This is a genomic window from Pantoea sp. X-Soil-ISGK-421 (assembly GCF_059730785.1).
Window position 1 is genome coordinate 609,717 of record NZ_AP035979.1, and the last position, 23,085, is coordinate 632,801.

24 protein-coding genes and 1 tRNA gene are annotated in these 23,085 nt (G+C 50.2%); 9 read left to right on the plus strand and 16 right to left on the minus strand.

The genetic code is table 11. From position 1 onward, the window contains the following. The first annotated feature begins 2 nt into the window (after positions 1 to 2). Positions 3 to 1,253: a c-type cytochrome gene (locus AC6I8K_RS02720; protein ID WP_064737694.1), complete on the plus strand. Its 1,251-nt coding sequence runs from the start codon at positions 3 to 5 to the stop codon at positions 1,251 to 1,253. 82 nt (positions 1,254 to 1,335) lie between these two features. Here the strand turns inward: AC6I8K_RS02720 and AC6I8K_RS02725 are convergent, their stop codons facing one another. From AC6I8K_RS02725 to AC6I8K_RS02740, 4 genes are all read right to left on the minus strand, one after another. Continuing rightward, complete coding sequence (locus tag AC6I8K_RS02725) at positions 1,336 to 2,013, minus strand: MarC family NAAT transporter (protein WP_497826188.1); 678 nt, start codon at positions 2,011 to 2,013, stop codon at positions 1,336 to 1,338. Positions 2,014 to 2,197: 184 nt separating this feature from the next. Then, positions 2,198 to 2,833 (minus strand): hypothetical protein, encoded by a 636-nt coding sequence (locus AC6I8K_RS02730; protein ID WP_483816739.1) that lies wholly within the window; start codon positions 2,831 to 2,833, stop codon positions 2,198 to 2,200. 95 nt (positions 2,834 to 2,928) lie between these two features. Continuing rightward, complete coding sequence (locus AC6I8K_RS02735) at positions 2,929 to 3,408, minus strand: carboxymuconolactone decarboxylase family protein (RefSeq protein ID WP_064737691.1); 480 nt, start codon at positions 3,406 to 3,408, stop codon at positions 2,929 to 2,931. Positions 3,409 to 3,421: 13 nt separating this feature from the next. Next, positions 3,422 to 4,030, minus strand: a complete 609-nt coding sequence (locus AC6I8K_RS02740) for an FMN-dependent NADH-azoreductase (RefSeq protein WP_483816740.1) — start codon at positions 4,028 to 4,030, stop codon at positions 3,422 to 3,424. Between the two features lie 112 nt (positions 4,031 to 4,142). Between AC6I8K_RS02740 and pdxR the strand changes: the two genes are divergently transcribed. Then, positions 4,143 to 5,519: a MocR-like pyridoxine biosynthesis transcription factor PdxR gene (gene pdxR / locus AC6I8K_RS02745; RefSeq protein ID WP_497826189.1), complete on the plus strand. Its 1,377-nt coding sequence runs from the start codon at positions 4,143 to 4,145 to the stop codon at positions 5,517 to 5,519. A 45-nt stretch (positions 5,520 to 5,564) separates the two neighbouring features. Here pdxR and AC6I8K_RS02750 read toward each other — a convergent pair whose 3' ends face one another. Beyond that, positions 5,565 to 6,074 (minus strand): YjjA family protein, encoded by a 510-nt coding sequence (locus tag AC6I8K_RS02750; RefSeq protein ID WP_483816742.1) that lies wholly within the window; start codon positions 6,072 to 6,074, stop codon positions 5,565 to 5,567. Between the two features lie 273 nt (positions 6,075 to 6,347). Between AC6I8K_RS02750 and AC6I8K_RS02755 the strand changes: the two genes are divergently transcribed. Together AC6I8K_RS02755 and AC6I8K_RS02760 are read left to right on the plus strand one after the other, a co-directional pair. Further along, a tRNA-Leu gene (locus tag AC6I8K_RS02755) sits at positions 6,348 to 6,432 on the plus strand. A gap of 165 nt (positions 6,433 to 6,597) precedes the next feature. After that, positions 6,598 to 7,857 carry a tyrosine-type recombinase/integrase gene (locus AC6I8K_RS02760; RefSeq protein ID WP_425017444.1) on the plus strand — a complete coding sequence of 420 codons (1,260 nt, stop codon included), beginning with the start codon at positions 6,598 to 6,600 and terminating at the stop codon, positions 7,855 to 7,857. A 173-nt stretch (positions 7,858 to 8,030) separates the two neighbouring features. Here AC6I8K_RS02760 and AC6I8K_RS02765 read toward each other — a convergent pair whose 3' ends face one another. Genes AC6I8K_RS02765 through AC6I8K_RS02790 form a run of 6 tightly spaced genes read right to left on the minus strand, consistent with a single transcriptional unit; the run spans position 8,031 to position 11,993 of the window. Further along, positions 8,031 to 10,346: a primase-like DNA-binding domain-containing protein gene (locus AC6I8K_RS02765; RefSeq protein WP_497826190.1), complete on the minus strand. Its 2,316-nt coding sequence runs from the start codon at positions 10,344 to 10,346 to the stop codon at positions 8,031 to 8,033. 12 nt (positions 10,347 to 10,358) lie between these two features. Beyond that, a complete protein-coding gene (locus tag AC6I8K_RS02770; protein WP_497826191.1) occupies positions 10,359 to 10,700 on the minus strand; it encodes a DUF5375 family protein in 342 nt (113 codons plus the stop codon). Continuing rightward, complete coding sequence (locus AC6I8K_RS02775) at positions 10,687 to 10,953, minus strand: hypothetical protein (protein ID WP_497826192.1); 267 nt, start codon at positions 10,951 to 10,953, stop codon at positions 10,687 to 10,689. The genes AC6I8K_RS02770 and AC6I8K_RS02775 overlap by 14 nt, the downstream gene beginning before the upstream one ends. Continuing rightward, positions 10,950 to 11,477: a host cell division inhibitor Icd-like protein gene (locus AC6I8K_RS02780; RefSeq protein WP_497826193.1), complete on the minus strand. Its 528-nt coding sequence runs from the start codon at positions 11,475 to 11,477 to the stop codon at positions 10,950 to 10,952. Before AC6I8K_RS02780 ends, AC6I8K_RS02775 begins: the two co-directional genes overlap by 4 nt. A 13-nt stretch (positions 11,478 to 11,490) precedes the next feature. Beyond that, the gene (locus AC6I8K_RS02785; RefSeq protein WP_497826194.1) at positions 11,491 to 11,739 is read right to left on the minus strand and encodes a hypothetical protein; all 249 of its coding nucleotides are present in this window, start codon (positions 11,737 to 11,739) and stop codon (positions 11,491 to 11,493) included. Beyond that, positions 11,736 to 11,993 (minus strand): helix-turn-helix transcriptional regulator, encoded by a 258-nt coding sequence (locus tag AC6I8K_RS02790; RefSeq protein WP_115757892.1) that lies wholly within the window; start codon positions 11,991 to 11,993, stop codon positions 11,736 to 11,738. Before AC6I8K_RS02790 ends, AC6I8K_RS02785 begins: the two co-directional genes overlap by 4 nt. A gap of 520 nt (positions 11,994 to 12,513) precedes the next feature. On the opposite strand from AC6I8K_RS02790, the gene sid reads away from it, so the two are divergent. The 3 genes from sid (at position 12,514) to AC6I8K_RS02805 (ending at position 14,431) form a co-directional block, all read left to right on the plus strand. Continuing rightward, a complete protein-coding gene (sid, locus tag AC6I8K_RS02795; protein WP_497826195.1) occupies positions 12,514 to 13,230 on the plus strand; it encodes a capsid size-determining scaffold Sid in 717 nt (238 codons plus the stop codon). Further along, the gene (locus tag AC6I8K_RS02800; RefSeq protein WP_058781709.1) at positions 13,227 to 13,478 is read left to right on the plus strand and encodes an ogr/Delta-like zinc finger family protein; all 252 of its coding nucleotides are present in this window, start codon (positions 13,227 to 13,229) and stop codon (positions 13,476 to 13,478) included. Before sid ends, AC6I8K_RS02800 begins: the two co-directional genes overlap by 4 nt. Positions 13,479 to 13,858: 380 nt before the next feature. Continuing rightward, entirely contained in the window at positions 13,859 to 14,431 is a 573-nt protein-coding gene (locus tag AC6I8K_RS02805) for a sce7726 family protein (RefSeq protein WP_497826196.1), read from the plus strand. Here AC6I8K_RS02805 and AC6I8K_RS02810 read toward each other — a convergent pair. From AC6I8K_RS02810 to AC6I8K_RS02820, 3 genes are read right to left on the minus strand one after another with little or no spacing between them, the layout of a single operon-like run. After that, complete coding sequence (locus tag AC6I8K_RS02810) at positions 14,408 to 15,514, minus strand: beta family protein (RefSeq protein WP_497826197.1); 1,107 nt, start codon at positions 15,512 to 15,514, stop codon at positions 14,408 to 14,410. The two genes, AC6I8K_RS02805 and AC6I8K_RS02810, sit on opposite strands and share 24 nt — an antisense overlap. After that, positions 15,514 to 16,365 (minus strand): ImmA/IrrE family metallo-endopeptidase, encoded by an 852-nt coding sequence (locus AC6I8K_RS02815; protein WP_497826198.1) that lies wholly within the window; start codon positions 16,363 to 16,365, stop codon positions 15,514 to 15,516. The genes AC6I8K_RS02810 and AC6I8K_RS02815 overlap by 1 nt, the downstream gene beginning before the upstream one ends. Before the next feature lies 1 nt (position 16,366). Next, positions 16,367 to 17,044, minus strand: a complete 678-nt coding sequence (locus AC6I8K_RS02820) for a hypothetical protein (RefSeq protein ID WP_497826199.1) — start codon at positions 17,042 to 17,044, stop codon at positions 16,367 to 16,369. A 578-nt stretch (positions 17,045 to 17,622) separates the two neighbouring features. On the opposite strand from AC6I8K_RS02820, the gene AC6I8K_RS02825 reads away from it, so the two are divergent. Beyond that, entirely contained in the window at positions 17,623 to 17,952 is a 330-nt protein-coding gene (locus AC6I8K_RS02825) for a DUF1493 family protein (protein WP_064737687.1), read from the plus strand. A gap of 30 nt (positions 17,953 to 17,982) precedes the next feature. On the opposite strand, the gene AC6I8K_RS02830 is transcribed toward AC6I8K_RS02825, so the two are convergent. Then, positions 17,983 to 18,762: an NAD(P)H-dependent oxidoreductase gene (locus AC6I8K_RS02830; protein WP_497826200.1), complete on the minus strand. Its 780-nt coding sequence runs from the start codon at positions 18,760 to 18,762 to the stop codon at positions 17,983 to 17,985. Positions 18,763 to 18,853: 91 nt separating this feature from the next. Here AC6I8K_RS02830 and AC6I8K_RS02835 point away from each other — a divergent pair, with 91 nt between their 5' ends. Beyond that, positions 18,854 to 19,753, plus strand: a complete 900-nt coding sequence (locus tag AC6I8K_RS02835; protein WP_497826201.1) for a LysR family transcriptional regulator — start codon at positions 18,854 to 18,856, stop codon at positions 19,751 to 19,753. Here the strand turns inward: AC6I8K_RS02835 and AC6I8K_RS02840 are convergent. Further along, on the minus strand, positions 19,750 to 22,992 hold the full coding sequence (locus AC6I8K_RS02840) for a DEAD/DEAH box helicase (RefSeq protein WP_497826202.1): 3,243 nt from the start codon (positions 22,990 to 22,992) through the stop codon (positions 19,750 to 19,752). The genes AC6I8K_RS02835 and AC6I8K_RS02840 overlap by 4 nt on opposite strands. Positions 22,993 to 23,085: the final 93 nt, after the last annotated feature.

Genomic DNA, 23,085 nt, shown 5'->3' on the forward strand with positions numbered 1-23,085 from the left:
GCATGAAATTAAAATCATTGTTAATCGCCAACGCCGTGCTGCTGGGCAGCTTTGCCATGCAGGCTCACGCGGAAGATGAAGCTCAATTGATCAAGCAGGGTGAATACCTGTCGCGCCTCGGCGACTGTATGGCGTGCCATACCGTTTCTGGCAAAGGGGATTACGCCGGTGGTTTGGCGATTGAGTCGAATCTCGGCACCATTTACTCCACCAACATCACGCCGGACAAAGAGCACGGCATCGGCAACTACAGCGAGCAGCAGTTCTCGGACGCGGTGCGCAAAGGTGTGCTGCCGAACGGTTCGCGTCTCTATCCGGCGATGCCGTATCCGGATTATGCCAAGATCTCCGATGCTGATATGCACGCGCTTTATGTCTATTTCATGAAGGGCGTGAAGCCAAGCAGCGAGCAGCCGCCAGAAACCGATTTGAGCTTCCCATTCAGCCAGCGCTGGGGCATGCGCTTCTGGAACTGGGCATTCACCTCAGACAAACCTTTCCAGCCAATTGGTGGCGCGTCTGAAGAAGTGAACCGCGGCGCTTACATCGTGGAGAGCCTGGGCCACTGCGGCAGCTGCCATACGCCGCGCGGTCTTGGCATGAATGAGAAAGCGCTGGATAGCGGCGACGATCAGTTCCTCGCCGGTGGCAGCCTGAACAACTGGGATGTGCCGTCACTGCGTGGTCTGCCACGCTGGAGCGAGCAAGAGATTGTCGATTACCTGCAAACCGGTCGTAACGACAAGGCGGCGGTGGGCGGTGAGATGAAGTCGGTGATTGAGCACTCCAGTTCGCACATGACAGATGCCGACCTGAAAGCGATCGCCGCCTATCTGAAGTTCCTGGGGGGTAATCCGCCGCTGCAGGCGTACAACGTACAGAAGCAACAGGCAACCGAAGCGAAACTGACTGCCGCGAAAGGCTTGTCGGAAGGTGAGCGTCTGTATATCGACAACTGCGGCGCCTGTCACTTTGTCACCGGTAAAGGTGCGCCGGGGATCTTCCCAGAGTTGGATCAGGCGACGATCGTCAATGCCAAAGATCCAAGCGGTTTGATCCACACCATTCTGGCCGGTGCGCAGCAGCCATCGACTGAGAAGGCGCCATCAACGCTGGCGATGCCAGATTTTGCTAAGCGTCTGGATGATGATCAAGTGGCTAAACTGGCGACCTTCATTCGTCAGGGCTGGAGCAACAATGCCCCGGCGGTGACCAAAGATCAGGTGGCGGAAGTACGTAAGACGTTGAAGTAATAAGATTAAAACCAGGTGCGCATTAATGCGCACCCTACAACGTAGGGGCGCCATTCATGGCGACCTGGTTTTATGCGACGACTCAATGGTAATTGTGAATCACTTCCAACACGCCGTTGATGATGAACTGCACGCCCATACACACCAGCAAAAAGCCCATCAGCCTTGAGATCGCCTCGATCCCGCCTTTACCCACCAGCTTCATGATGGCGCCAGAACTGCGCAGCGAAATCCACAGAATCACCGACACGACCAAAAACGTCAGCACCGGCGCGACGGCAACCACCCACGTCGGGAAATCCACACCCGATTTTACCGTGGAGGCGGAGCTGATGATCATCGCGATGGTTCCCGGTCCAGCGGTGCTCGGCATCGCCAGCGGCACAAAGGCGATATTCACGGTTTCGCGATCGTTATCGCTGGCATCAAGCTCATCCAGCTTGTGCTTAGCTTCAACCGAATGCCCAACCGGTTTCGCTGGAAACAGCATGCGAAAACCGATAAACGCGACAATCAGTCCGCCCGCCATGCGCAGGCCGGGGATCGAGATACCAAACGTGTGCAGCACCGCGCTGCCCGCGTACCACGCCACCATCATGATCAGGAATACGTAGATCGAGGCCTGCATCGCCTGACGATTACGTTCCTGAAAATTCATGTCTCCCGCCAGGCCGAGAAACAGCGCCACGGTAGTCAGCGGATTGGCGAGCGGCAAAATCACCACTAATCCCAGCCCGATGGCTTTAAACAACTCCAGCATGAAATTTCCTTACATTCCCAGGTCGCCATGAATGGCGACCCTACAAAAAACGAACCGCGCAGATACGGCACACCACCGAAGGGTCGCCATGAATGGCGACCCTACAAAAACCGAACCGCGCAGTTACGGCCCACCACGGTCGCCATTTATGGCGACCGTGGTGGGCACCGCACCTACCCGAACATCAATGCTTCGGCGTATCCAGCGCTTCGAGCAGCTCGGGGAAGAAATCCTGCAGCAGTTCGGGCGTCATCAGTTCGGGATAGTTAATCAAATGCTCGCGAATGCGCTCATTCACATCCGGCAGCAGGCGTTGGGCGGCGTCTTGCACGCTAATTTTCTTCTGCTTCATCAGGCGCAGCACGTCATCCGGCAGATGGTCTTCATCTTCGACTTCATCCACGCCTTCGAGATCGTCCAGCTCATCCAGCAGGTCCATCAACGCTTCAATCTGCGGTGTGCGTGACTGGTATTCGGATGGCTGCTCGTTCTCCAGATAACGCAGCAGCGCGCGCACCGGTGAACCATCGGGCTCGGCGGGCGGTTCGTTGGCGAACCAGGTCAAAAGATCGTGCTGCGTCACCTGATGGACGTGAAAACCGTTATCCACCAACTCATCGGCAAGAATATCGGCGGTATCGTGCTCAATCAGGCAAATGTGGGTGCGATTAGGCGTGAACTGCTCCAGCCACTGATAAATCTCTTCAATTACGCTGTCGTCGTAAATAAAGGTTTGGCTGAGATAGCTGTCATCCTGCTGGTGAACGCAGATGTGAATCTGGTCGGGATCGAAGTAAATCGCAATGTTGATGCCTTTCATGTGCGCTGTCCTGTGTGGTGCAAAATCTCACTATAGCCTCAGGCAGCGCAGATGAACATGGTACGGCCAGCAGCGTGAGCTACTGGCGGTAAAAATTAACGTAAATCAGCACGATCCAAACCATACGCGCTATCCAGTGCGCCCGGCGTCATCTGCGAAAGCACCATCAGGCGATTCCATGTGTTGATCACCGCGATGCAGAATGTCAGTTCGCTGGTTTCGACTTCGGAGAAATGGGCGCGCACTTCGTTGTACAGCGCTTCATCGATGCCGTGATCGCCCAGACGCGTCAAGGCTTCGGTCAGCGCCAGCGCAGCTTTCTCTTTGGCGGTGAAAAGCGGTGATTCACGCCAGATTGCCACATGATGCAGACGCAACTCGCGCTCGCCGTGCAGCCTGGCTTCCTTTACATGCATGTCTACGCAAAACGCGCATTGATTGAGTTGCGATGCACGCAGATCAACCAGATGCTTAATGGTGGTATCGAGTGACGATTTCCCCAGCGCAGCGGTGGCGTCGCCTAAGGTTTTCACCAGCGCGGGAATGTTTTTGAAATGGTTAACGCGTGACGTCATGGTGTTGTCCTCTTTAGCAAAATAAACGTTCAATGGATTGCAGTGCATGGGGTAAAGCGGTAGCGCGGCTGACGGGATCGTGCGTGCCGTCAACGCGGATAAATTCCACATCGCTAATGCCGATGTATTCGAGCGCCACACGAATGTAAGGCGTGAACTGGTCATCCTGCGCGAACGGGCCGTGCGCAAACATGCTGCCGCTGGCGACGACGCTGTACACTTTTTTACCGTTCACCAGCCCGACTTTGCTGCCATCCGGGGTGAAGGCGAAGGTGCGTCCGGCGCGGGTGATATGGTCGAACCAGGCTTTCAGCACCGACGGCAAGCCGAGGTTCCACATCGGCGAAGAGATCACCAACGTGTCGCAGGCAAACAGCTGATCGACCAAACGCTCCGAGGTGTGGATGGCGGCCCGCTGCGCTGCATCGCGCTGATCTGGCTGGGTAAAGAAAGCGCCAATGGTAAAGGCATCAAGGTGCGGCAGCGGATGTTGCGCCAGGTCCAGCACAGTCTCATCAAGATCGGTATGTTGCACCCGCAGCTTTTCCACTAAATGCGCCGAGGCGATGCGCGATGCCGAACCCGCCAAATCGGGGCTGACTTTGATGTGCAGCAGTTTCATTCATTTCTTCCTCAAGCGAGATGGCGATGCATTGCGTGGTTGATGCGTGCATCTTAAACTTCTATGTCTGAGTTAAAAGAGACAAAAAACGTAAAAAAAGGTAGGACATAGCGTGGGGTACAAAGAGATTTATGCGCGATATCGCCAGCAAATTCTCGCAGGGCAGCTGAAGCCGGGCGATCGCGTACCGGCGATTCGCACGCTGGCGAGCGAGTTGCAGGTGGCGCGAAAAACAGTGGAAGCCGCCTATGAAATCCTTATCGGCGAAGGCTATTTCGTTAGTCAGGGCGCGAAGGGTACGCGGGTCAATCCAGAACTGATTCTGGCGGCGGCGACAGAAAAAAAAGCGCTGCCTGCGCCGCCAGCCAGCGCGCTGATCCAGCGTGAGAGTAAAGGCGAGCTGCGGCTTGGCATTCCGGCGCTGGATGCGTTTCCGCACAAGAAGTGGCTGCTGATTTCCGGCAAAGCCGCGCGCAGCCTGCGTGCGGATGAGATGATTTTGCCGCCGGTTATGGGCTATCAGCCGCTGCGGGAAGCCATCGCCAGCTACCTGAACATTTCGCGTGGGCTCAACTGCCAGCCGGAACAGATCTTTATCACCAGCGGCTATCGCGCCAATCTGCGACTGATTCTGGCGGTGCTGGCGCAGCCAAGCGACAAGGTGATGTTTGAAGATCCCGGCTACTTCTTCGGGCAACAGTTGCTGAAGCGGATCGCGCCGAATCTGCATTACGTGCCGGTCGATCGTCATGGCATGAATGTCGATTATCTGCTGCGTTATCACGCGGATGCGCGTTTCGCCATCGTCACACCAACTCATCACAGCCCGCTGGCGGTGACCTTATCGCTGCCGCGTAAGCATCAGCTGTTGGAGTGGGCGCAGCAGAACCAGAGTTGGATTATTGAAGATGATTATGACGGCGAATTTCATTACACGCGCAAAGTGATTCCGGCGCTGAAAAGCCTCGATGTAGACGATCGGGTGATTTACACCGGCACTTTCAGCAAAACCATGATGCCAGCCATGCGCGTGGGTTATCTGGTGATGCCAAAAGAGACGCTCGCGCGCTTCAGCGAACTGGGGGAAATCCTTGAAACCGGCATGTCGTTGCTGCCACAAAAGATTCTGGCGCAGTTCCTGAGCGAAGGGCATTTCTATCGCCACATCAAAAAGATGCGCATTCTCTATCAGCAGCGACGCCGCATGATGCTGGATGCCTTGCAGGCGTGTTTTCCGGATGTCTTTGATTTTGAGCTAACCGATGGCGGTATGCACATTGTTGCCTTCCTGCCACACGGCACCCAGGACAAGGCGCTGGCGGAGATTTGGCAACGTCATCAGCTACGCGTATTGCCACTTTCCGGCTGGTATATGCAGACGCAGAAACGCTATGGCCTGGTGATTGGCTATACCAATATTCGATCGCTGGAGCAGGCGCGGGAGCTGTTGCAGGGGACGGTGCAGGAGACGCAAGCATTGTTGGATTAAAGAAAAGGCGCGAGGGACAGCTCGCGCCTTGATACCGGCGCGTCCTTACATGCCGATATATTTTTTGCCTTGCTTCAGTACCACGTCGCAGGCTTTGGTTTTCAGCTTCTCACCCATCGGCGAGTTGCTCAGGCTTTGCAGATTCAACTGCTGGCCATTGCCGGTATTCAGCAAGCCTTGCAAACCCTGCTGATAATCCGTTTTTTGTTCTTGCGCGGCAGGGCTGCTTAAACCCAACTTGCTCAGCACCTGATCCTTAACCGATGTCACATTGTTATCCACTACGTTGTGCTGCACGCAATAGGACATCACGCCTGCGGCGTTGGTCATGCTGTTAGAACTCACCGCTTTATCGCCGCCGTTCAGCAGGCCGGTTAGCGAAGAGAGTGACATGCCGCCATTCTGCGTGGTGTTGGTATTGCTGGTGCTGTTGTTCTGCTGTGACAGCTGCGATGCTGCACTACTCAACTGATCCTGCCAGCTTGCTGCTGATGCGCTCCCCGCAACCATCGCTGCCGCAATGCCCCATCCCCAAATCATACGTTGTAATTTCATCTCAACCTCGTTGTCTTTTATGTTCTGACTGCGTCAGTTTTGGTTAAGAGAGGTTTGGATTCGGAAAGTTCCAGTTAACAGGTCGGATTGGGGAAAATTGGGACCGTTCTGGTTTTCGCTAATCTCGCTGCGGCTGATGGGATTGGCGGTATAACAAGCAGTTAGCCGCAAAATGCTGTTTTTTTCAGCGCTTAGCGCACATCCCCAACGATTCCAGTTGCGCACTCTGCGTGTAAAGGTATAATCCCCAACGTTTTCCGCATCCTCTTCAGTGCCGAAGTGGCGAAATCGGTAGACGCAGTTGATTCAAAATCAACCGTAGAGATACATGTCGGTTCGAGTCCGACCTTCGGCACCATTGAGATATACGAGAACGTCCGGGATAGTCCATAATTCCCTGAAATTAAAGCCGAAAGGCTTTTTTTTTGGTCCAAATCCATCCGGGCACATCCGTTGACATCCAACATAGTTGGGGGTCAAGATAGGGGTCACTTCGCTTCGATAAACTTTTGACCCCCAAATCATGCCTATAACTGACGTTGCGGCCCGTACCGCAAAGCCTCGCGAAAAAGAATACAAGCTCACGGATGGCCATGGGCTATACCTTCTTATCAAACCAAGCGGATCTAAACGCTGGTATCTTAAATATCGCTTTGAAGGCAAAGAGAGCAGAGCTGCACTCGGCGCATATCCTCTGATCACGCTGGCTAAAGCGCGCGAAAAACGCGATGAAATTCGCCTTCTACTTGCTGATGGCATCAGCCCTAATGCCAAAAAAGAAGAAATTAAACAACAAGAGCAGGCTGCGCTTAACACTTTTGAGAAGGTAGCTCGTGACTGGCATGCGAGTAACAAACGCTGGTCGGATGGCCATGCAGCAAGAGTATGGCGTGATATGGAGCGCAACATACTTCCAGCCATCGGAATGCGGAACATCGCCGACTTAACGACACGTGATCTACTGCACCCCTTGCGTGAAGTAGAGCAAAGCGGTCGGTTGGATGTAGCCTCGCGTCTACAGCAGCGTGTTACAGGCATAATGCGTTATGCCGTTCAAAGCGGTCTGATTGAAAGAAATCCAGCTCAAGACCTTGCTGGAGCAATCGCAACCAGAAAAGCGACTCATCGCCCAGCTTTATCACTGGAACGCCTGCCTGAATTTCTTCAGCGTGTTGAAGCCAGCAGGGGGCGCTTACTTACCAGGTTGGCCCTGAAACTCAGCCTGTATGTATTTATCCGCTCCAGTGAACTTCGGTTTGCGCGGTGGGGAGAAGTTGATTTTAAAAAAGCACTTTGGACTATTCCTGCCGAGCGTGAAGCTATTGAAGGGGTTAAACACTCTCATCGAGGCTCTAAGATGCGTACCGTCCATCTTGTTCCGCTTTCGCGGCAAGCTCTGGCGCTATTGGAAGAAATCAAAGAATTGAGCGGCAATAGAGACCTTATCTTTCCAGGTGATCACCGTCCGACAAAGCCCATGAGCGAAAACACCATTAATAATGCTTTGCGAGTAATGGGTTACGACACTAAAACGGAAATATGCGGCCATGGTTTCCGGGCCATGTCGTGTAGCGCTTTAGTTGAGTCGGGGCTTTGGTCACGCGACGCGGTTGAAAGGCAAATGAGCCATCAGGAAAGAAATGGTGTGCGAGCTGCGTATATCCATAAAGCTGAGCACCTTGAAGAGCGTCGTCTTATGGTGCAATGGTGGGCAGATTATCTAGATAGCAACAGTGGATCACATGTGACCCCATATGAGTTCGCAAAGCGCTTTACAAAATAAAAAGTTTTAATGAGAAGTGTTCACACTGTTCACCTTGCATTATAGGTTTTTAAAATCAGCTAGTTAGGTGGTGATCGGTTGTAGGCTGCGTGTACACGGGTGTTCATGTGGAGCGATCATTCCGGGTTGGGTCGTAAAAAAACCGGCCTGAGCCGGTTCGTTTGCTGCGGGGATTATTTACTACATGCAGGAAGCCAATCCGCCTCGCTATCCTCATGTAACGTGAGATTGGTCTGTATACCGTTATTCGTCCTGCGCTTAAGCAATACGCGCTCATACTCTTTCAGCGTCTGCGGCACTGCCTGGCCGAAAGCCGTCAGGCTGAGCGGATGTTGATGGCCGCGCGATTCCATAAATGACAGATACGCATGATAGAGATAGCGCTTAGGGTTAATCGGGCGAATATTGGCGTTACCGATATACAGTCCGTTCGGCGTGCTCAGCGGCATCAGGTAGCCGCAGAAATCGACCAGTGGATCGGCCTGTCGCTTTATTTCCAGCGCTTCGCCGGATGATTGCTGCGCCTGCAACAACTCGCGCGCTTCATCGGGTGACGCGAAGCGCTGCATCAGATGACGAACAATCACGGCCAGCTCGGTGCTGATTTTGTCCAGCAATTGCGGGTCACGCTCTTTTGCCGGTATCACTTCCGGGAACGTCAGGATAACCCGGCGGCGCGAAACACCGCCGCTGCGGTCTCTGAAGCGCATCGGATTGTTGTTCACCGCCAGAATGACGGCCGGGATGTGCGTTGAATAGGCATCGCGGTATTTCGGATCGATGGCAACCGCATCGCCGCCGGTTATCGCCTTGATGCCCGCGCCGTCGCCGCTCCATTTCTCCTGGTCTGGCAGGATAACCAGCGAGAAGCCCACCACGCTGGCGCGCTCGCGGGAAGATTCCAGCGTGTCGATGGTTGCGGACGTGGTGTTGTCTTTTCCAGCCAGCAGAGTGGCTATCGAGGCCATGACACTTTTACCGCTGCCGCCGGGGCCGGTGACTTCGAGAAACATCTGCCAGTCATAGCGGTTTGCCAGCACCATAAATAACGCCGCGAGAATACGCTCCTGCTTGTCGTGATTGTGTCCGGCAGCCCGCGTTAACCAGCGGTAAAAGTGCGGTGCGTGGTCTGCGAGATTTTCGCCGGGACGAGGTGCGGAGTAGTCCACGCTGTTGACCGTGCGCAGCCAGTTTTCGCGGCGATGCGGGCCGAAGGTGCCTGTTGTGGTGTCATACACGCCGTTACGGAAACCAATCAGGCGGCGGGACGGTTCACCCATCTGCGGCACCATCAGCTTGAGCGTGTCCAGCACGCTGCCGATACCGGCAGCGGAGAACGGTGCGCGCACCTTCTGAAACAGCGCGGCGATTTCCCTGCGCAGCGTCTTCGCTTCCATCACCTGCCATGCGCCGTTCTCATAGCGGCAGATTTCCTCCCCGACCGGCGGCACGGCCAGCGCCTCACCATAATGGGCGACCAGCAGCTCGGCTTTCTGGCTGGCGCTCATGGCCTTCAGGTCGGCTTCGCTGACGGATTCAAAAGGACTGAGTGGCTGCGGCTGGGTGAAAGTGGTGAGCTGCGCCTGCGTGGCGAAATCGCCCTGCGCCTGCCAAACGTCGTTCCAGTCACCCGCAACCGGCGGCAGGGTGGCTTTACCGCCACAGGCTTTCGCTGCTTCCTCTGCCTTTAACTGGCCGGTGCCGTTGTCGTCGCGGTCGGCGGCAATCAGCATAAGCGCGGCGGGGTATGACTCACGCAGCCGCTTTGCCAGTGAGGGCAGGTTGTTGGCGCTCAGCGCCACGTAAACCGCCTGGCCGGTCAGCCGGTGCACGGTCAGGCCGGTAGCGTATCCCTCGGTGAGCCACAGCGTTTTGCCATCCGGCTCGCCTGCCAGCCAGTACGTGCCTTTCACCTGTCCGCCGGGCAGGGTGCGCTTATCGCCTGCGGCGCTGATGAGCTGCACGTTAATGGCGGTACCGTCTTCGCCGGTCAGCGGGATAAGCACATCCCCGGCGGCAAAGCTGACACCACCACAGCGCAGCGCCTCCCCAAGTGTGAGCGCCTGCGTGCCGTGCAGCCCTTTCGCTGAAAGGTAGGCGTTGTCCGTGCGGCTGACGGCAGCGGCTATAAGTGCCTGCGCCCGTGCGGCTGCGTCTGCCTGCGCGCGGCTTTTGTCTGCGGCTTCATAATGCATAAACGGGGCTGACTCCGGCAGCGTGCCGAGCATTCCGGCCACCTTCATGGCGGCCTCTTTAGCGCTGATACTGAGCGCCTTTTCCACCAGGTTAAGGCCGTCACCGGCCCCGCACTGGTTACAGAGCCACGTTCCGCGCCCGTCCTGATTGTCAAAACGGAAGCGGTCTTTACCGCCGCACGCCGGGCAGGCACCGTGTCGCCCCCCGGCGAGCACGCTGATACCGAGGGCAGGCAGAAGCTGCGGCCAGAATCCGGTGGCCGCCTTTACGGTGTCAGAGACGATATGTTTCATCTGCATTCTCCCTCAATGCAGCGTGATGCGGCTGGCGGCCGCAAGCTGGCTAGGGAAAAGTTCATCCATCATGGTGATACCTAGCTGCGTCAGGCGCGGCGGCGCGGTCAGCAAATCAGGCTCGACCATATCGCCCAGCATGGTGCAGGCCATCTCCATGCCTGCATCCGGGCCGTGGCGTCGCACATAGAAGCCTTCCAGCTCAAGGGCAATGGTCATCTGAAGCTCATCGAGCGTCGCTGACACGGTGATGCCGAGGCTTTTGCAGGTGTTCAGGTAGCCCTGCGCCAGTGCGCGACGGTAAACGGCGGTGCGTACCTCAACGGGGAGGCAGGAGTGATTAACGGTCATCATGGCGGGCCTCCGTGGCTAACATGCGGGATTCACAGGTTTCAACGATTTTACCGAGCTGGTCGGTGAGCAGGGCGACGACCGAGGCCAGCGCCGCGCCGTCCGGCACGCATCCGCGCGCACTCAGGCAGTTCACCGATTCGAACATATCGAGCACGGTCACGCCGACCGTGTGCGCGTGCAGCAGACGCAGATAGTCAGCGTGGGGAATAGGGTAGGTGTCATGGTTATTCAGGTGTTGAGAAAGGGTATTCATGCCGCCACCGCCTTAACCGGCAGACGACCGGCAAAGGACAGGACGTAATCACGGGTGAGGCTGGCGCGGGCGCTGCGCTCATCGCCTGCTACAGTGCGCAGCATGCAGGGACGGGCGGCGGCATCGGTGCGGCGCACGGCGGCAAAAATAAAGGTGAATTTGGGGTGAGCGGCATTAAGGGCCGTTGTCATGAGGACAATCTCCATTGAGTAGCGGTTGCTGCTACCACCGGAGTTCCTACGCTCATGGGTGGCAGCCCGGACGGGGGTAGGAATACCGGCCTCAATGGATACCGGCCAGCCCGAAGGCTGCCCCGCCCGGGCCACCATTACGCAGACGGCGCAACGGCTAAAGAACCGTTGCCCGGATAATGAGTGCACCGAGGCATAGACACAAAAAAAGACGCATGGCGCGTCTGGTGTCGCCATTGAGTAACTCGGGTTCCTACGCCCGGCTGCCGATTTTGCGGCAGCACAAAAACTGTATAACGGCCGCTCGCCAGAGAAAAGCCTTTTTTCACTCATCGGGGCGTTTTCCTCAGCAACCGGTCAGGACGTGATCGGATTGCGGCGGATTTGATCGGAATTTCCCGTCATCTTTTTTTGCGCCCTGCGTGACAGGCTTCGCTTTTTTACTCAGCACGGAAATATGGCCGTGCATCCCGCTGGTAAAAGCCGGGGTCGTGGCGGGTTTGCCGCTGACCGCCGCCTTCAGACTTTCCGCGACAAAGGCGGCTTCTTCGCGGGTGAGCGGAAAGGTTTTTGTGCCGACATTCAGCGTAATCATGCTGTACCTCCGGCGCGCTGTGCGATGCGGGCCTGCATCCAGCCGTCAATCTCTGACGCCAGCCAGGCGACGTTTTTACCGCCCAGGGAAATCTGCGATGGAAACTGCTCCCGGCTGATTAAGTCGTAAATGGTTGAGCGTGAGAGGCCGCAGGTGCTGATGACTTCCGGCAGGCGCATGAAGCGGTCGCGCGGGAAAACGGCGTCACGGATTGCGGTAATGGCAGGAGCCGGTACGGATGAAACTGCGTGCATGGTGTTACCTCATTATGAGTCCGGCCGGTGCTGTCCGGTTCCGGTGGTGTCTTCAGGTAACTCCCTATTCTGTTTATATTTCTGGTGAAGTAAACAACCCCCTTATTGCTGAAAAATGAGCAAATAGCACTTCTCTTACCTCCTGTTTGCCTTTGTTTGCCAACGTTTGCCAGCGTTTGCCTTTTAAGAGCTTTCAGCGATTAAAAATCTTTAATTAATAGGATTAAAATCTGAAAAAGGCTCGCCAAAAAAAGCTGTTATCTGAGACTGTGTGAACACAGGTGAATACTCGGTGAAGACTTAATTTTAAAGTGTTCACTACTTTAAGTACTGTATTTATTATCTTTTTTATCTCAGTGAATACCAGTGAACAGTTATATAAGAAATATCATCAGTTAGGGGGCCATCCCGTACCGGTTTTGCCCTTGTTTGTTCATCGACAGGCGGAAAGCAATGAAATGCGCTGTCCTGTGGTACACGACAGAATGGCCTCATCCTTTACAGACGATGAGAGACAATCATGACCACCCCGGAACAGAAACCTGCATCACTGGAACGCTTCGAGAAAGCCCACGCTGAACATACCGAAAGGATGAAAGCCTATAACGGCATCTGCGCCGATATCGCCCGCTGTGAAAAAGAACAGCAGGCAGCCATCGAGGCAGGGAAAGAAGCCGAGAGCAACTGGCGCACGAGCTTTCGCAACCTGCGAGGCAATCTCACCGACGAGCTGCGCGCCGAACATTCTCAGCGCATCGCCAGCCGTGAACTGGCCGATGAGTTCGGCGGGCTGCTTAAAGAGCTGGCGCTGGATAAGCAGGAGGCGATGCTGAAATGCTGCGGCAGTGGTAAAGAGTATGTTGAATCGCACCGGGAGGCTTTTACCGGGTTCGCGGATGCGCACTGGCAGTCAGCCCTGCGTAACGTAAGTCCGTCGCTGCTGTGGGCCATTAAGCTGCGTCTCCGTCGCGAAGAGCTTTCCCCGACGTTTGCCGGAGACGACCGGGATAGTATTAAGGACGTGGCTTATCTGGTCGGTGAAGCGCTGACGCGGGCGGCTGCTGCTCTGCCAGAAAGCATACTAAATGAGGCTCCGCTGCTGGAGAATATTGGTCTGTATCGTCCGCCGCTTACCGGTATTGATATGGAGCTTTACCGCCATCCTATGCGCCGCCAGAAGCTGGCTGAATCAATCCGGGCGCAGCGTGCAAAGCTTCATGAGGGCAGCCAGAAATGATGCACTGTCCCTACTGCAAAAGCGCGGCACATACCAAATCGAGCCGCTATATGTCAGAGCAGGTAAAAGAGCGTTATCACCAGTGCACTAACCTCGACTGCTCCTGTACTTTCAAGACGAATGAGAGCATCACAAAGGTCATCACCGCACCGCCACAGCCGGAAAACGTACCGGAAGCACCACCGGAACCGGTCAGGGAACGCCAGACGCTGGGCCGTTATGGTTCTGCATTCCGCCAGGTCCATTAATCCCGCACAGCCGCTGCCCGACCAGCGGCTTTTTTATACCTGTACTTTGTCTTTCTGAAGCCTTTTTTCTGGCGAGCCGCTTTGTAAAGAGCCGTGCATGCATAGCGTGCATGGATCTGCATGCAAAACCAATTATCGTTTATCTCCATTCAGGCCATACCGGGCGCGGCCCGGCCCGTGGCATGCACCTGCATGAAAAACGTTGCATAAAGCGGGCAGGCGTGGCGGGGATAGCATTGCGCGCTATGGCTTATAGCTTTACATATGGTATAGCGACCATAATACTTATGTGGTGCTCGATCAGTAAAACAAGTGGAGCTTGATATTAATTTATAGAGATAGATTGTATAATGGTTCTACTTAGGAAAAGGTAAATTAAAATGCTTAATGATAGGGCGATACGAGAGGCACTTGTAAGATCATTAATAAATAAAAAAAATCGACCTCAGCGTATCATACATGAGCTGTCCGTCAGTAATGGAAATGCAATTGCAGACGTGGTGGCTATATATAGAGAAAGCCATTGTTTTGAAATCAAAGGTGAGGGAGATAAAATTGAACGTTTAAAAACTCAGGGGGAGTATTACAATGCTGCTTTTAGAAAGATAACATTGGTTACAACAGAAAAACATGGTAAAAAAGCTCTAAAGCATACCCCAAGTTTTTGGGGGATAATAATTGCAAAGGAAAGTGCAGGTAAAATAATCCTTAATTACTTAAGGAAAGCGCTTAGTAACCCATTTTTTGATAAAAAAACTGCTGTGCAGACTTTATGGAAGGAAGAAATGCTTGGGATTTTATCCGAAATGGAAATTTTTATTAAGAAAAGAGATATGACGAGAGAAAATATTGGTTTTATATTGGCAGAGGAGATGGGTAAAAAAGAGCTGAGTGAGAAAATCAGCTCTGCGCTTATATTACGGCAAAGTTCATTTATTAAGCATGTAAGTTAAGTGTAAGTTTATCAAGTGTGGAACGATGGATGCTGCAGTTGCAGCACTGCCAATTCCATTAGATTGATTATGTATATATTTGTCTCCGTTTGAATAAATGTCACCGCGATAAATATGGCTCTTGTTGACTAATTTAGTTGCGAGGTCTTTTATTTGTTTTCTGTCACTTTTAAATCTGCCCCCACGTATAACTATGATGTTGTTTTTATATGGGTATATTATTTTTGCAGTAGTAACGTTATCCATATCTTCGTCAAAAAGTTCAACGTCTGAATAGTCAGGGCTGACGCAAGTATAATCCCCAAAATATAATTTACTTGTTTGATCTTGAGTTGTACTTAAAAGCATTTTTTGAAAAACAACCAACTCTTCACGACTGATGTCTTTCTCAGATCTTGGTTCTATCAAATCTTTAATTGATGCTGGTATAGATGAGCCACTGACAATAAATTTGGAGATTACATAAATTTCTTTTTGTAATTCATTTATGAAATCAGTGATCATTGTGGCGAGATTGTGCCCACTGTTTGAATGGCATATTCTGCAATCAAATATTATTTCAATGTTTTCAAATTCAAGAAAGACGGCATCAAGTAAATTTAGCAATTCTTTGTGGGAGAATTTATATGACTCAAAATCGTCTACTGTAAGCCTAATTGCTATTTGATCAGCTTTTAAATTTCCACTACGTATGCCATCAAGAATACTCGGTAAATGATCATTGTGGCGATCTAAACCAATGACCGGTATCATACCAAGTGGTCCAAATGTTTGAATGATGCTCCTGTAGGTATATTGCCCTTTATAAGAAATTGTGTCTTCCACGTCAAAGTTATCTAAATAGAATTTCTTTAGGAAAGATAAATTGAGTTCAAATTTTCTTTTTAATCTAATAATGTCCTTTGCAAAAAGCTCATCTTTTGTGCTTGGAAGTGGAGCATCCAATCTTCTTGATTTTTTTGGCTTTTTTCTTGGGAAGTCAAAAAACGGAACAAACTCGTTGCCCTTGTGTTTTTTTTCCAATGCCTTAATCGCACTTATTTCACTTCCTTTAAATTTCAAAAAAGGTATATAGTTGTCCATTAAAATAACTCCTTTCTTAAATCCGTTTTAAATATAATATCAGTAAGTATTTTATAGTTCTTAGTTTCTCGTCGGATTCTTCCTGCAATTATAGCAGGGTGAACATTAATTTCTTTAGCATAAGTTATAACATCATATGATTTTGAGGATGACTTCACCGGACTACTTCTCCATGTCGCCCGAGGAATTAATAAGTCAGCCGCTAATCTGTTTGCTTCATATTCAATATGCTCTTCATCTAACTTATCAAAGTCATCAATAATTATTGTGTCGAGTTGGTTGTAATGCAAAATTATATGAGAAATCTCATGCGCTAGTGTGAACCAGAAATTGTCTAGCCTGTTATGTCTAATGCTAAGAGCAATGACAGGATTTCCATTTGAGTTTTTATAAACGACACCATCTACATTTAGACCTGGGATTGACTTTTCATAAACCAATATAATTCCATGCTTAAGCAATAAAGATGGCATCTCAAGGAATGACGCTGTAGTAAAATTGACAGATAAGATATCAAATGCTTGTTCAATAGTAAGTTCATTAAACTCTATGTTATTAGACAAGCTGATAATAGTAGATTTTTTGTTGACTTTGGATAACCAGTAATCAGTAACGTAATCATTAGCTTTACTATTCTTACGGAAAAACTTCCTATGATTTTCCAATTGATCGCGGTTCTGAAAAATATCGTCTATGTTAACGTTGTTTTTTATGTCTTTTTTTAGTATTTTTTTAAATTCATTGGGTGCATTGTTCAACTCTCTAATGCAAGATTCATATTCTCGATAAAAGCTACCGAAGTCGGATGAACTATATTTTCCTAAAAAAATTTCTTCATAATCATCTTTCATTTTAAGCTCTCATAAACTCTATGAACTTATGATCATTCATTTCGTAGTAATATAAAGGCCCCTTATCTTCATCAGAAAAGTGAACCATTCCAAGTTTTTCCTCATAAAAACTTTTAGCTTGAGGAAGGGAGTGTAAGCACATACCAGCTTCGAAATTTAACTTAATAGTGCAATATTTCATTATTTCTTTTAAAAGAATGGATCCTATATTTTTGTGCTTTTTTTCACTGCACGGGTTATATCTATTCCATGGAGCGACCGCTATAAATTCAATATAAAAAACATCTTTTTTCGAACTTATTGATTTTTTTGGGTGATATATCAGACAGACTGCTTCAATACTATCGTCCGTCTTAAAGAAAAACCATTTATACTCATCTGTTTTCAGTAAGGCTGATTTGTCCAACCATTGCCAATGCCCGTCCTCATTAGGAATCATTTGCAACTCTTTCTGACGATCTGGTTCTGACATTTTTGCTAACAAAGCAGCTATTTGAAGTCTGAAGCTGGTCCATTGTCTATCGCATTCATAAGCCGATATTAAATCCCAGCCTAATGTAATCTTGTAAGGATTATCGCAGCCAGTTAATTTATTGTGTACAAAACCTGTCGATACAGTAACTTCTGGCGGCTTACTAAGAACCTTTAGTTTTATAAGTTGTTGTAATTCCTCATCCATAAAGTCTCCTTAAAACATGGTTTAAGTGTTTTTAAGAATATTTACCTTGTTTTACTGACAAGTCAATGATTTCACCAATTTCATTAGAAATATTTTAGTTTTTTGGCAAAAGCATAGAAATTTAGATGGTGGTCAAATAAGAGGTCAATTTTTTATTTTTTTATAAAAAAAACATTTAAATACATGCTGTTATATCGAATTGTCGTGTCCGGCCTTCGCACCATCGATTGATGCAAAATTAAGTCGCTTACGAGCGGCTTTTTTTGTATCTAAAATCCGGCTTTTTCGATTGTTCTGCGTTATCACATCGCTCCTAAGATTCTCTTTAAAACTCTTCGTCTCATCGCCTACTTCATTTTAAACCAAGCGTTCACCCTGATTTACTCCTCGATTCTTTTTCTGCTCTGACTGTCACGTCTGCCCAGGCGCCCAATTTAGTAATTGGCTGAAAACACGCCCTCCGTTCCGATATATCTCCCTTTGTCTCAAAATTCTCTGGCAGAGATTTTTTTTCATTCAACTGTTGAGATTGCATGGCAGAATGGCGCTCCGGTGAAATCAGTGGAGGTACAGAAGCGATGACAGTTGAAATTGAGCAGCGTATCTACGAGCTGGTGCGACGTTACGACGGCGTGTACCTGTTTAAGCAAAAGACGCTGACGCCGCAGATTGATATTGATAGCGATCTTAACTTCGAGCGTGAAGAAGCCGCTGCCCTGATGGATGAGTTCTTCGGCGAGTTCAGCGTCGATCGCGGCGGATTTGTCATTGAAACGTACTATCCCGCTGAGCCATCGCTGGCGCAGATTCTCAATCCTTTCAACAAGCGTGAAGTACCTGTAGTGCCCGATTTCACGCTGGGAATGTTGATTGAATCAGCGAAAGCAGGGCGCTGGTTGTACGAATAACGGCAGGCTCAACGCAGAGCCTGCTGCCTTTTACGGCTTCACATGCACGCCAAAACCGCTCTCTTCCGGTACAAACTCCGTTTTTAACGTCAGTGCAGGAATTTCATAATCACCGCCATTTTGCTGACGATAAGGAATCGGCGTCGTTTCTGCCAATGTATCCAACCTCGTTGCCAGCGCATCACACCAGCCAGCAAAACGTTCTGCTGCCGATTTTTGTACGCGGTAGAAAACCAGCGGCGGCAGCACGCTAAAGCCGGGATAAAATAGCAAGCCGTGATGAATCGGGAACAGCAGATCGGCAATTGGGCCATTAATGCCGCGCGGGCTGTAGTGCGATTCCCATCCGCCCGTCGTCACCACCAGCATCGCGCGTTTGCCGCTGAGATGGCCTTCGCCGTAACGATCACCCCAATGCTGTTCGTTATGCTCGCCCACGCCGTAAGCAAAACCGTTGGCGTAAACGCGATCAAACCAGCCTTTCATAATGGCGGGCATCGAAAACCACCACAGTGGAAACTGGAAAATCACCGTATCGGCCCAGCGCAATTTCTCCTGTTCGGCGGCGATAGCGGTGGCCTGCAACTGATGATCATAGGCGAAGCGTGAATCTATGGTGGCATCGTAATAGTCGCCCACGAGCGGGGCGCGCGTGTCGTCAGCGTCGAGCTGCGCTTTCCACTGCATGGCATATAAATCAGACACCTGCACCTGATGTCCGGCATTCTGCAAATGCTGCACGGCGAAATCTTTGAGTGAACCACTTAGCGAGCGCGGTTCCGGATGGGCATACACAATCAGTACATTCATGAGCTTAATCCAAATAGGTGAAAACAACTGCAGACTAAGTCGATGCTGGCTATAGTAGAAATCAATTGCTGATATCTCAGGTATAGACAAAGTGAATATCAATTCGCTGGATTTGAATTTGTTGCAGACCCTCAACGTGCTGTTAACCGAACTCAACGTCACGCGCGCGGCGCAGCGCCTGCATCTCTCACAGCCTTCCGTCAGCGCTCAGTTGGCACGATTGCGCCAGCATTTTAATGATCCGCTGTTGTTGCCGGGGCCGCGCGGTATGCTGCCAACGGCGCGTGCAGAAGCGTTGCGTGAGCCGCTGCGTCTGGCGCTGGCAGCGGTCGAACGAGCAGTGGCACTGCCCGATACTTTCAACCCGCTCAATGCCGGAAACACCTGGCGTATCGCCGCCACCGATTACACTTCGTCGGCGTTAGTGCTGCCCGTACTCAACCTGATCCGCGCTGCAGCGCCGCAAAGCCGCATGGCGGTGTTGGCACTCAATCCGCCGCAGCTAGCGAAGCAGTTGGAAAAAGGTGAGCTGGATGTGGTGTTTCATACCGGGGATAACGCGCTGCCGACGCTGCACCAACGTAAACTGTTCAGCGAGCGCTATGTGCTGGCGGGACGGCGCGATCATCCGCAACTGCAAAGTCCGCCGACGCTGGATCAATTCTGCCAGCTGGAGTTTGTCATGGTATCGCCGGATGGCGGTGGCTTTAGCGCAGCCACCGATGAGGCGCTGGCAAAGCTGGGACGCTCACGCCGCGTGGTGCTCTCGGTGCCACACTTCTTGTTTATGCAGGAAACGCTGGCGAACAGCGACTTGGTGGCGGTGTTGCCTGAGCGACTGGTGCGCCACGCGACGCATCTTGCGGTTATCGATTTGCCGCTGGACGTGCCGGGCTTTGATATTTTGCTGTTGTGGCATGAGCGTCTGCACCGCGATCCAGCCCAGCAGTGGCTGCGGCAACAGATTGTGGCGGTGCTTTCGCTTACTTAGTCAGATGAAACAACAGTCATTTGCTCGGGCACTTCAGGGCGCACCATATTGCTCAGCATTTCGTTAGCGACAGTAAAATAATCACATCCTGCCCAGATTGCCTTGCTTCCAATGATATAAACCCGTTGCTGCGCCCGGGTTACTGCAACGTTGAGTAAGTTAGGTTTTGAGGATGCCCATTTCTCTCCGCCACAATGATTAGCCGACAAACCGAGCACAATAATGACATTTTTCTCTTCTTTTCCCTGAAAGGTATGAACGGTGCCGACCCGATCATCAATCCAGCGGCGGATATCTTTAATGCCTTTCAATTCGAGGCTCAACAGTGATTTAAGTTGGTTTTTGACCTGCTTGAAGGGAGAAATAATATAGACGTCAGGCAACGCATCATGATGTGCAAGCCAGTCATTAATCATCATGAGTACTTTTTGTCCCTGTGCGGGAACGTAATGTTTACCTCTTACTTCACCGCAAACATCTAACCAGCAACTCTCTCCCCAAAGATGATTGTCGGTAGGCCAACGTTTGTCCCGGCCGTGTAGCATTTTGTTGTTGTAGGCAATAGTGTTAGCAATACTAAACATGGGTTCATCGCAGCGCCGATGGACGCGCAGAGGACTACCGAGCCATTTATCCTTTGAAATTTGTGCCGAACCATAGGGATTCACTCTGTCTGCCAGATTTTGTACTGATTGCGCCGTTGGAGACCATTCGCGCCACTCATCGGCGAAAGCACGCTGAGCTAACGCTTCCACGAAGGCAGGAGGAATAGTGAAAACGGGCTCAATCTGTAAAGGATCTCCCACCACTACAGCACGTTTGGCACGCCATAATGCTCCAGCTGCTTGTTGAGGCGTTGCCTGCCCAGCTTCATCAATAAATAACCATCCAATATCACCGGCGCCTAAATGCATAAACTGACGATAGACGGACGCAAATGTTGAAGACACTACCGGCACAATCATAAAGAGAATTTGCCATAAGGCGAGGCATGCTTTGCTTTCTGCTACTCCACCGTTTATGGCGTCGCTGACTGAGAATATAACTTTAAGTAAGTTGCACTCTTTATAAGCCTCTTTCAGCCATGCATGATGTAAATCTAAAGCACATGCTGAGAGCTGACTTCGGGCTGCATTCAACATTGCGCCATGGCCGAATGCGGTACGCTGAACGTCTTCTGCTTCAATATTGATATTATCAGAGGCGAAAATAGTATCGTGATACTTAATCTGTAACGCTGAGCATTCTTGTTGTTTAGCGTCCAGTTTACGCTGGGTTTGCCGCAAATGTTCTTCAGTCAATGTTAGCGCTGCAGTTGCAGAACGTAATCTGCTTTGTAATCCTGTAATAATGGCTTTCACCCGAAGAATTTTCACGAATTTTAACGTCCACCAGTTCGGCAAATGTTCCGCACATCGCTCAATTTGGCTATTAAGCATTAATATCCGTAAATGTGATTTTTGTTGTTTAAGCTGCTGTTGATGCAAGCTATTGACAAGATCGTTCAGATTTTCAAGCTGCTGAAGTTCTTGAATAATGCTTTGATAGTTTTTTTGCGCCGCAATGAAATTTTGTTTAGCTACTGAAAAGCTCGGAATGTTTTTATTTTTTAGCGATTCAAAAAGATGTCTGTATTCATCGGCTGGCGGTGAAGTCACGGCTTTTGTGTGATTTTGCGTAAAAACTCTTTCTTTAAATCGATCACGATTCTTTTTCTTACCTAAAGCGACAGCAATTAATCCCCAGCAATCATCTTCTGGCGCGAGGGGATCAATAAGATAGGTTTTACCTTCTTGTTTTTCATCTTTTTTTAGGGGGCGGGAAAACGCCGCAAGTTTACGTGCTGCCGATTTTAAATAATCGTGATGTTGCCACTCATCGCCCAAGCTTTTTAACTGTGGTAATTCGCGTGATATATTTTCAACTGCGGCATTATTGCTTGAAACCACCACCATTTCAAAGCCGCATAGTTCAGGGCGAAGACAGGGTATTTTTCGCGTATCGCCATTAACACTGATGGTGATCGAGCCAGAAAAGGCATCTTTAACATGATCAAAATTTGCAAGGACGGCAGCACGCTTAACGATATTATTCGCAATTATATCACGTAGTAAGGTGGTTTTTCCTGTACCCGGCGGACCATTAACTGAATATAACCCGCGATGAGTAAGTTCTTGTTCAAGAGTATTAATGGCAAACTGTTGCATTAAACTCATATTATGTTTGCTATCGGAAAGCCAGCGCCCGACGGGGAGTTGGGATAATCGTAATTTTTCTACCAATATCGCTCGGCCTGCAGGAAGAAGTAGATCAGCTTTCCTCTTCCGACTGCCCGTGAGATAGCGTCCTATCGGCGAGTCCACATCTAATTTATTCTGCTTAATATCCTCAATTGCTCTTTCAAGATCACGTAAGTAGAAGCTATTTAATATGCTGATTTCACTTGAGGAGTAAGACGCTAAATCCGGAGAGGGATGCGAATCGTTTGAAAATGCCTGTTCAGCCGCGTCAGTTATCTCTGCGAGTAAGGACGGATTTGGTGGCGCTGAAATATTGAGTTTTCCAGGTTTGGTTTCACTTAACTTAATGAACAGCGCAGGCGCAGGAAGGTGAGGGGTAAAGCTCGTCCATTGCGCCATTGCTTTTAAAAAGGCAATGATTTCGAAAGTGGTTAAAATAGACGGTAGCTGATGTTGTTTTTTTAAATTTTCAGCGACCGTAATAATTTCTTTAAATCGCTGTTGTAATTTTTTTGTATCGACTTCATAGGCATCAAAGTTAAGTTTATCTAACCCTCCTTTAGCTAACTGACCTAATGCCCAGGTTACGGTGGAAAACTCAAAGCTCTCACTGTCAATAATTCCATTATGGTCAAGCTTACATTTTATCGAACAGGTACGACCTTCATTACCGAGTGCATCATTATTAATATCACTGTTTTCACCTAAAAAAGGCTGGGCTTGCTGGAATATTTCATCACGGTCAAAAATGCCAAAAAAAAGCTCGTAACGGTATTTTTTATCAGGTGAATAGTCATTGCCTGCGCGTCTGACTTGCTGAGGTTCAATCCAGGGAAGTGATGTTATGTGCTGCAAATCTTCCATGTTCAGCTGAATGACACCATCCGCATTGTCTTCAAGGTCTTTAATATCGGTTGATTCGAAAAACTCTATTTTGTGCCAATAATCCAGAATGCGTATGGCCTGCTGGGTCGGCGAAATTTTAATGTGCTCGTCCATGAAAATTTACATCCTATGCATGTTTACCTGTTGATTCTTATACTACTGCTTTGAACGCCTGGCGTTCAATGATTAGCTCATTCGCGCAATTGT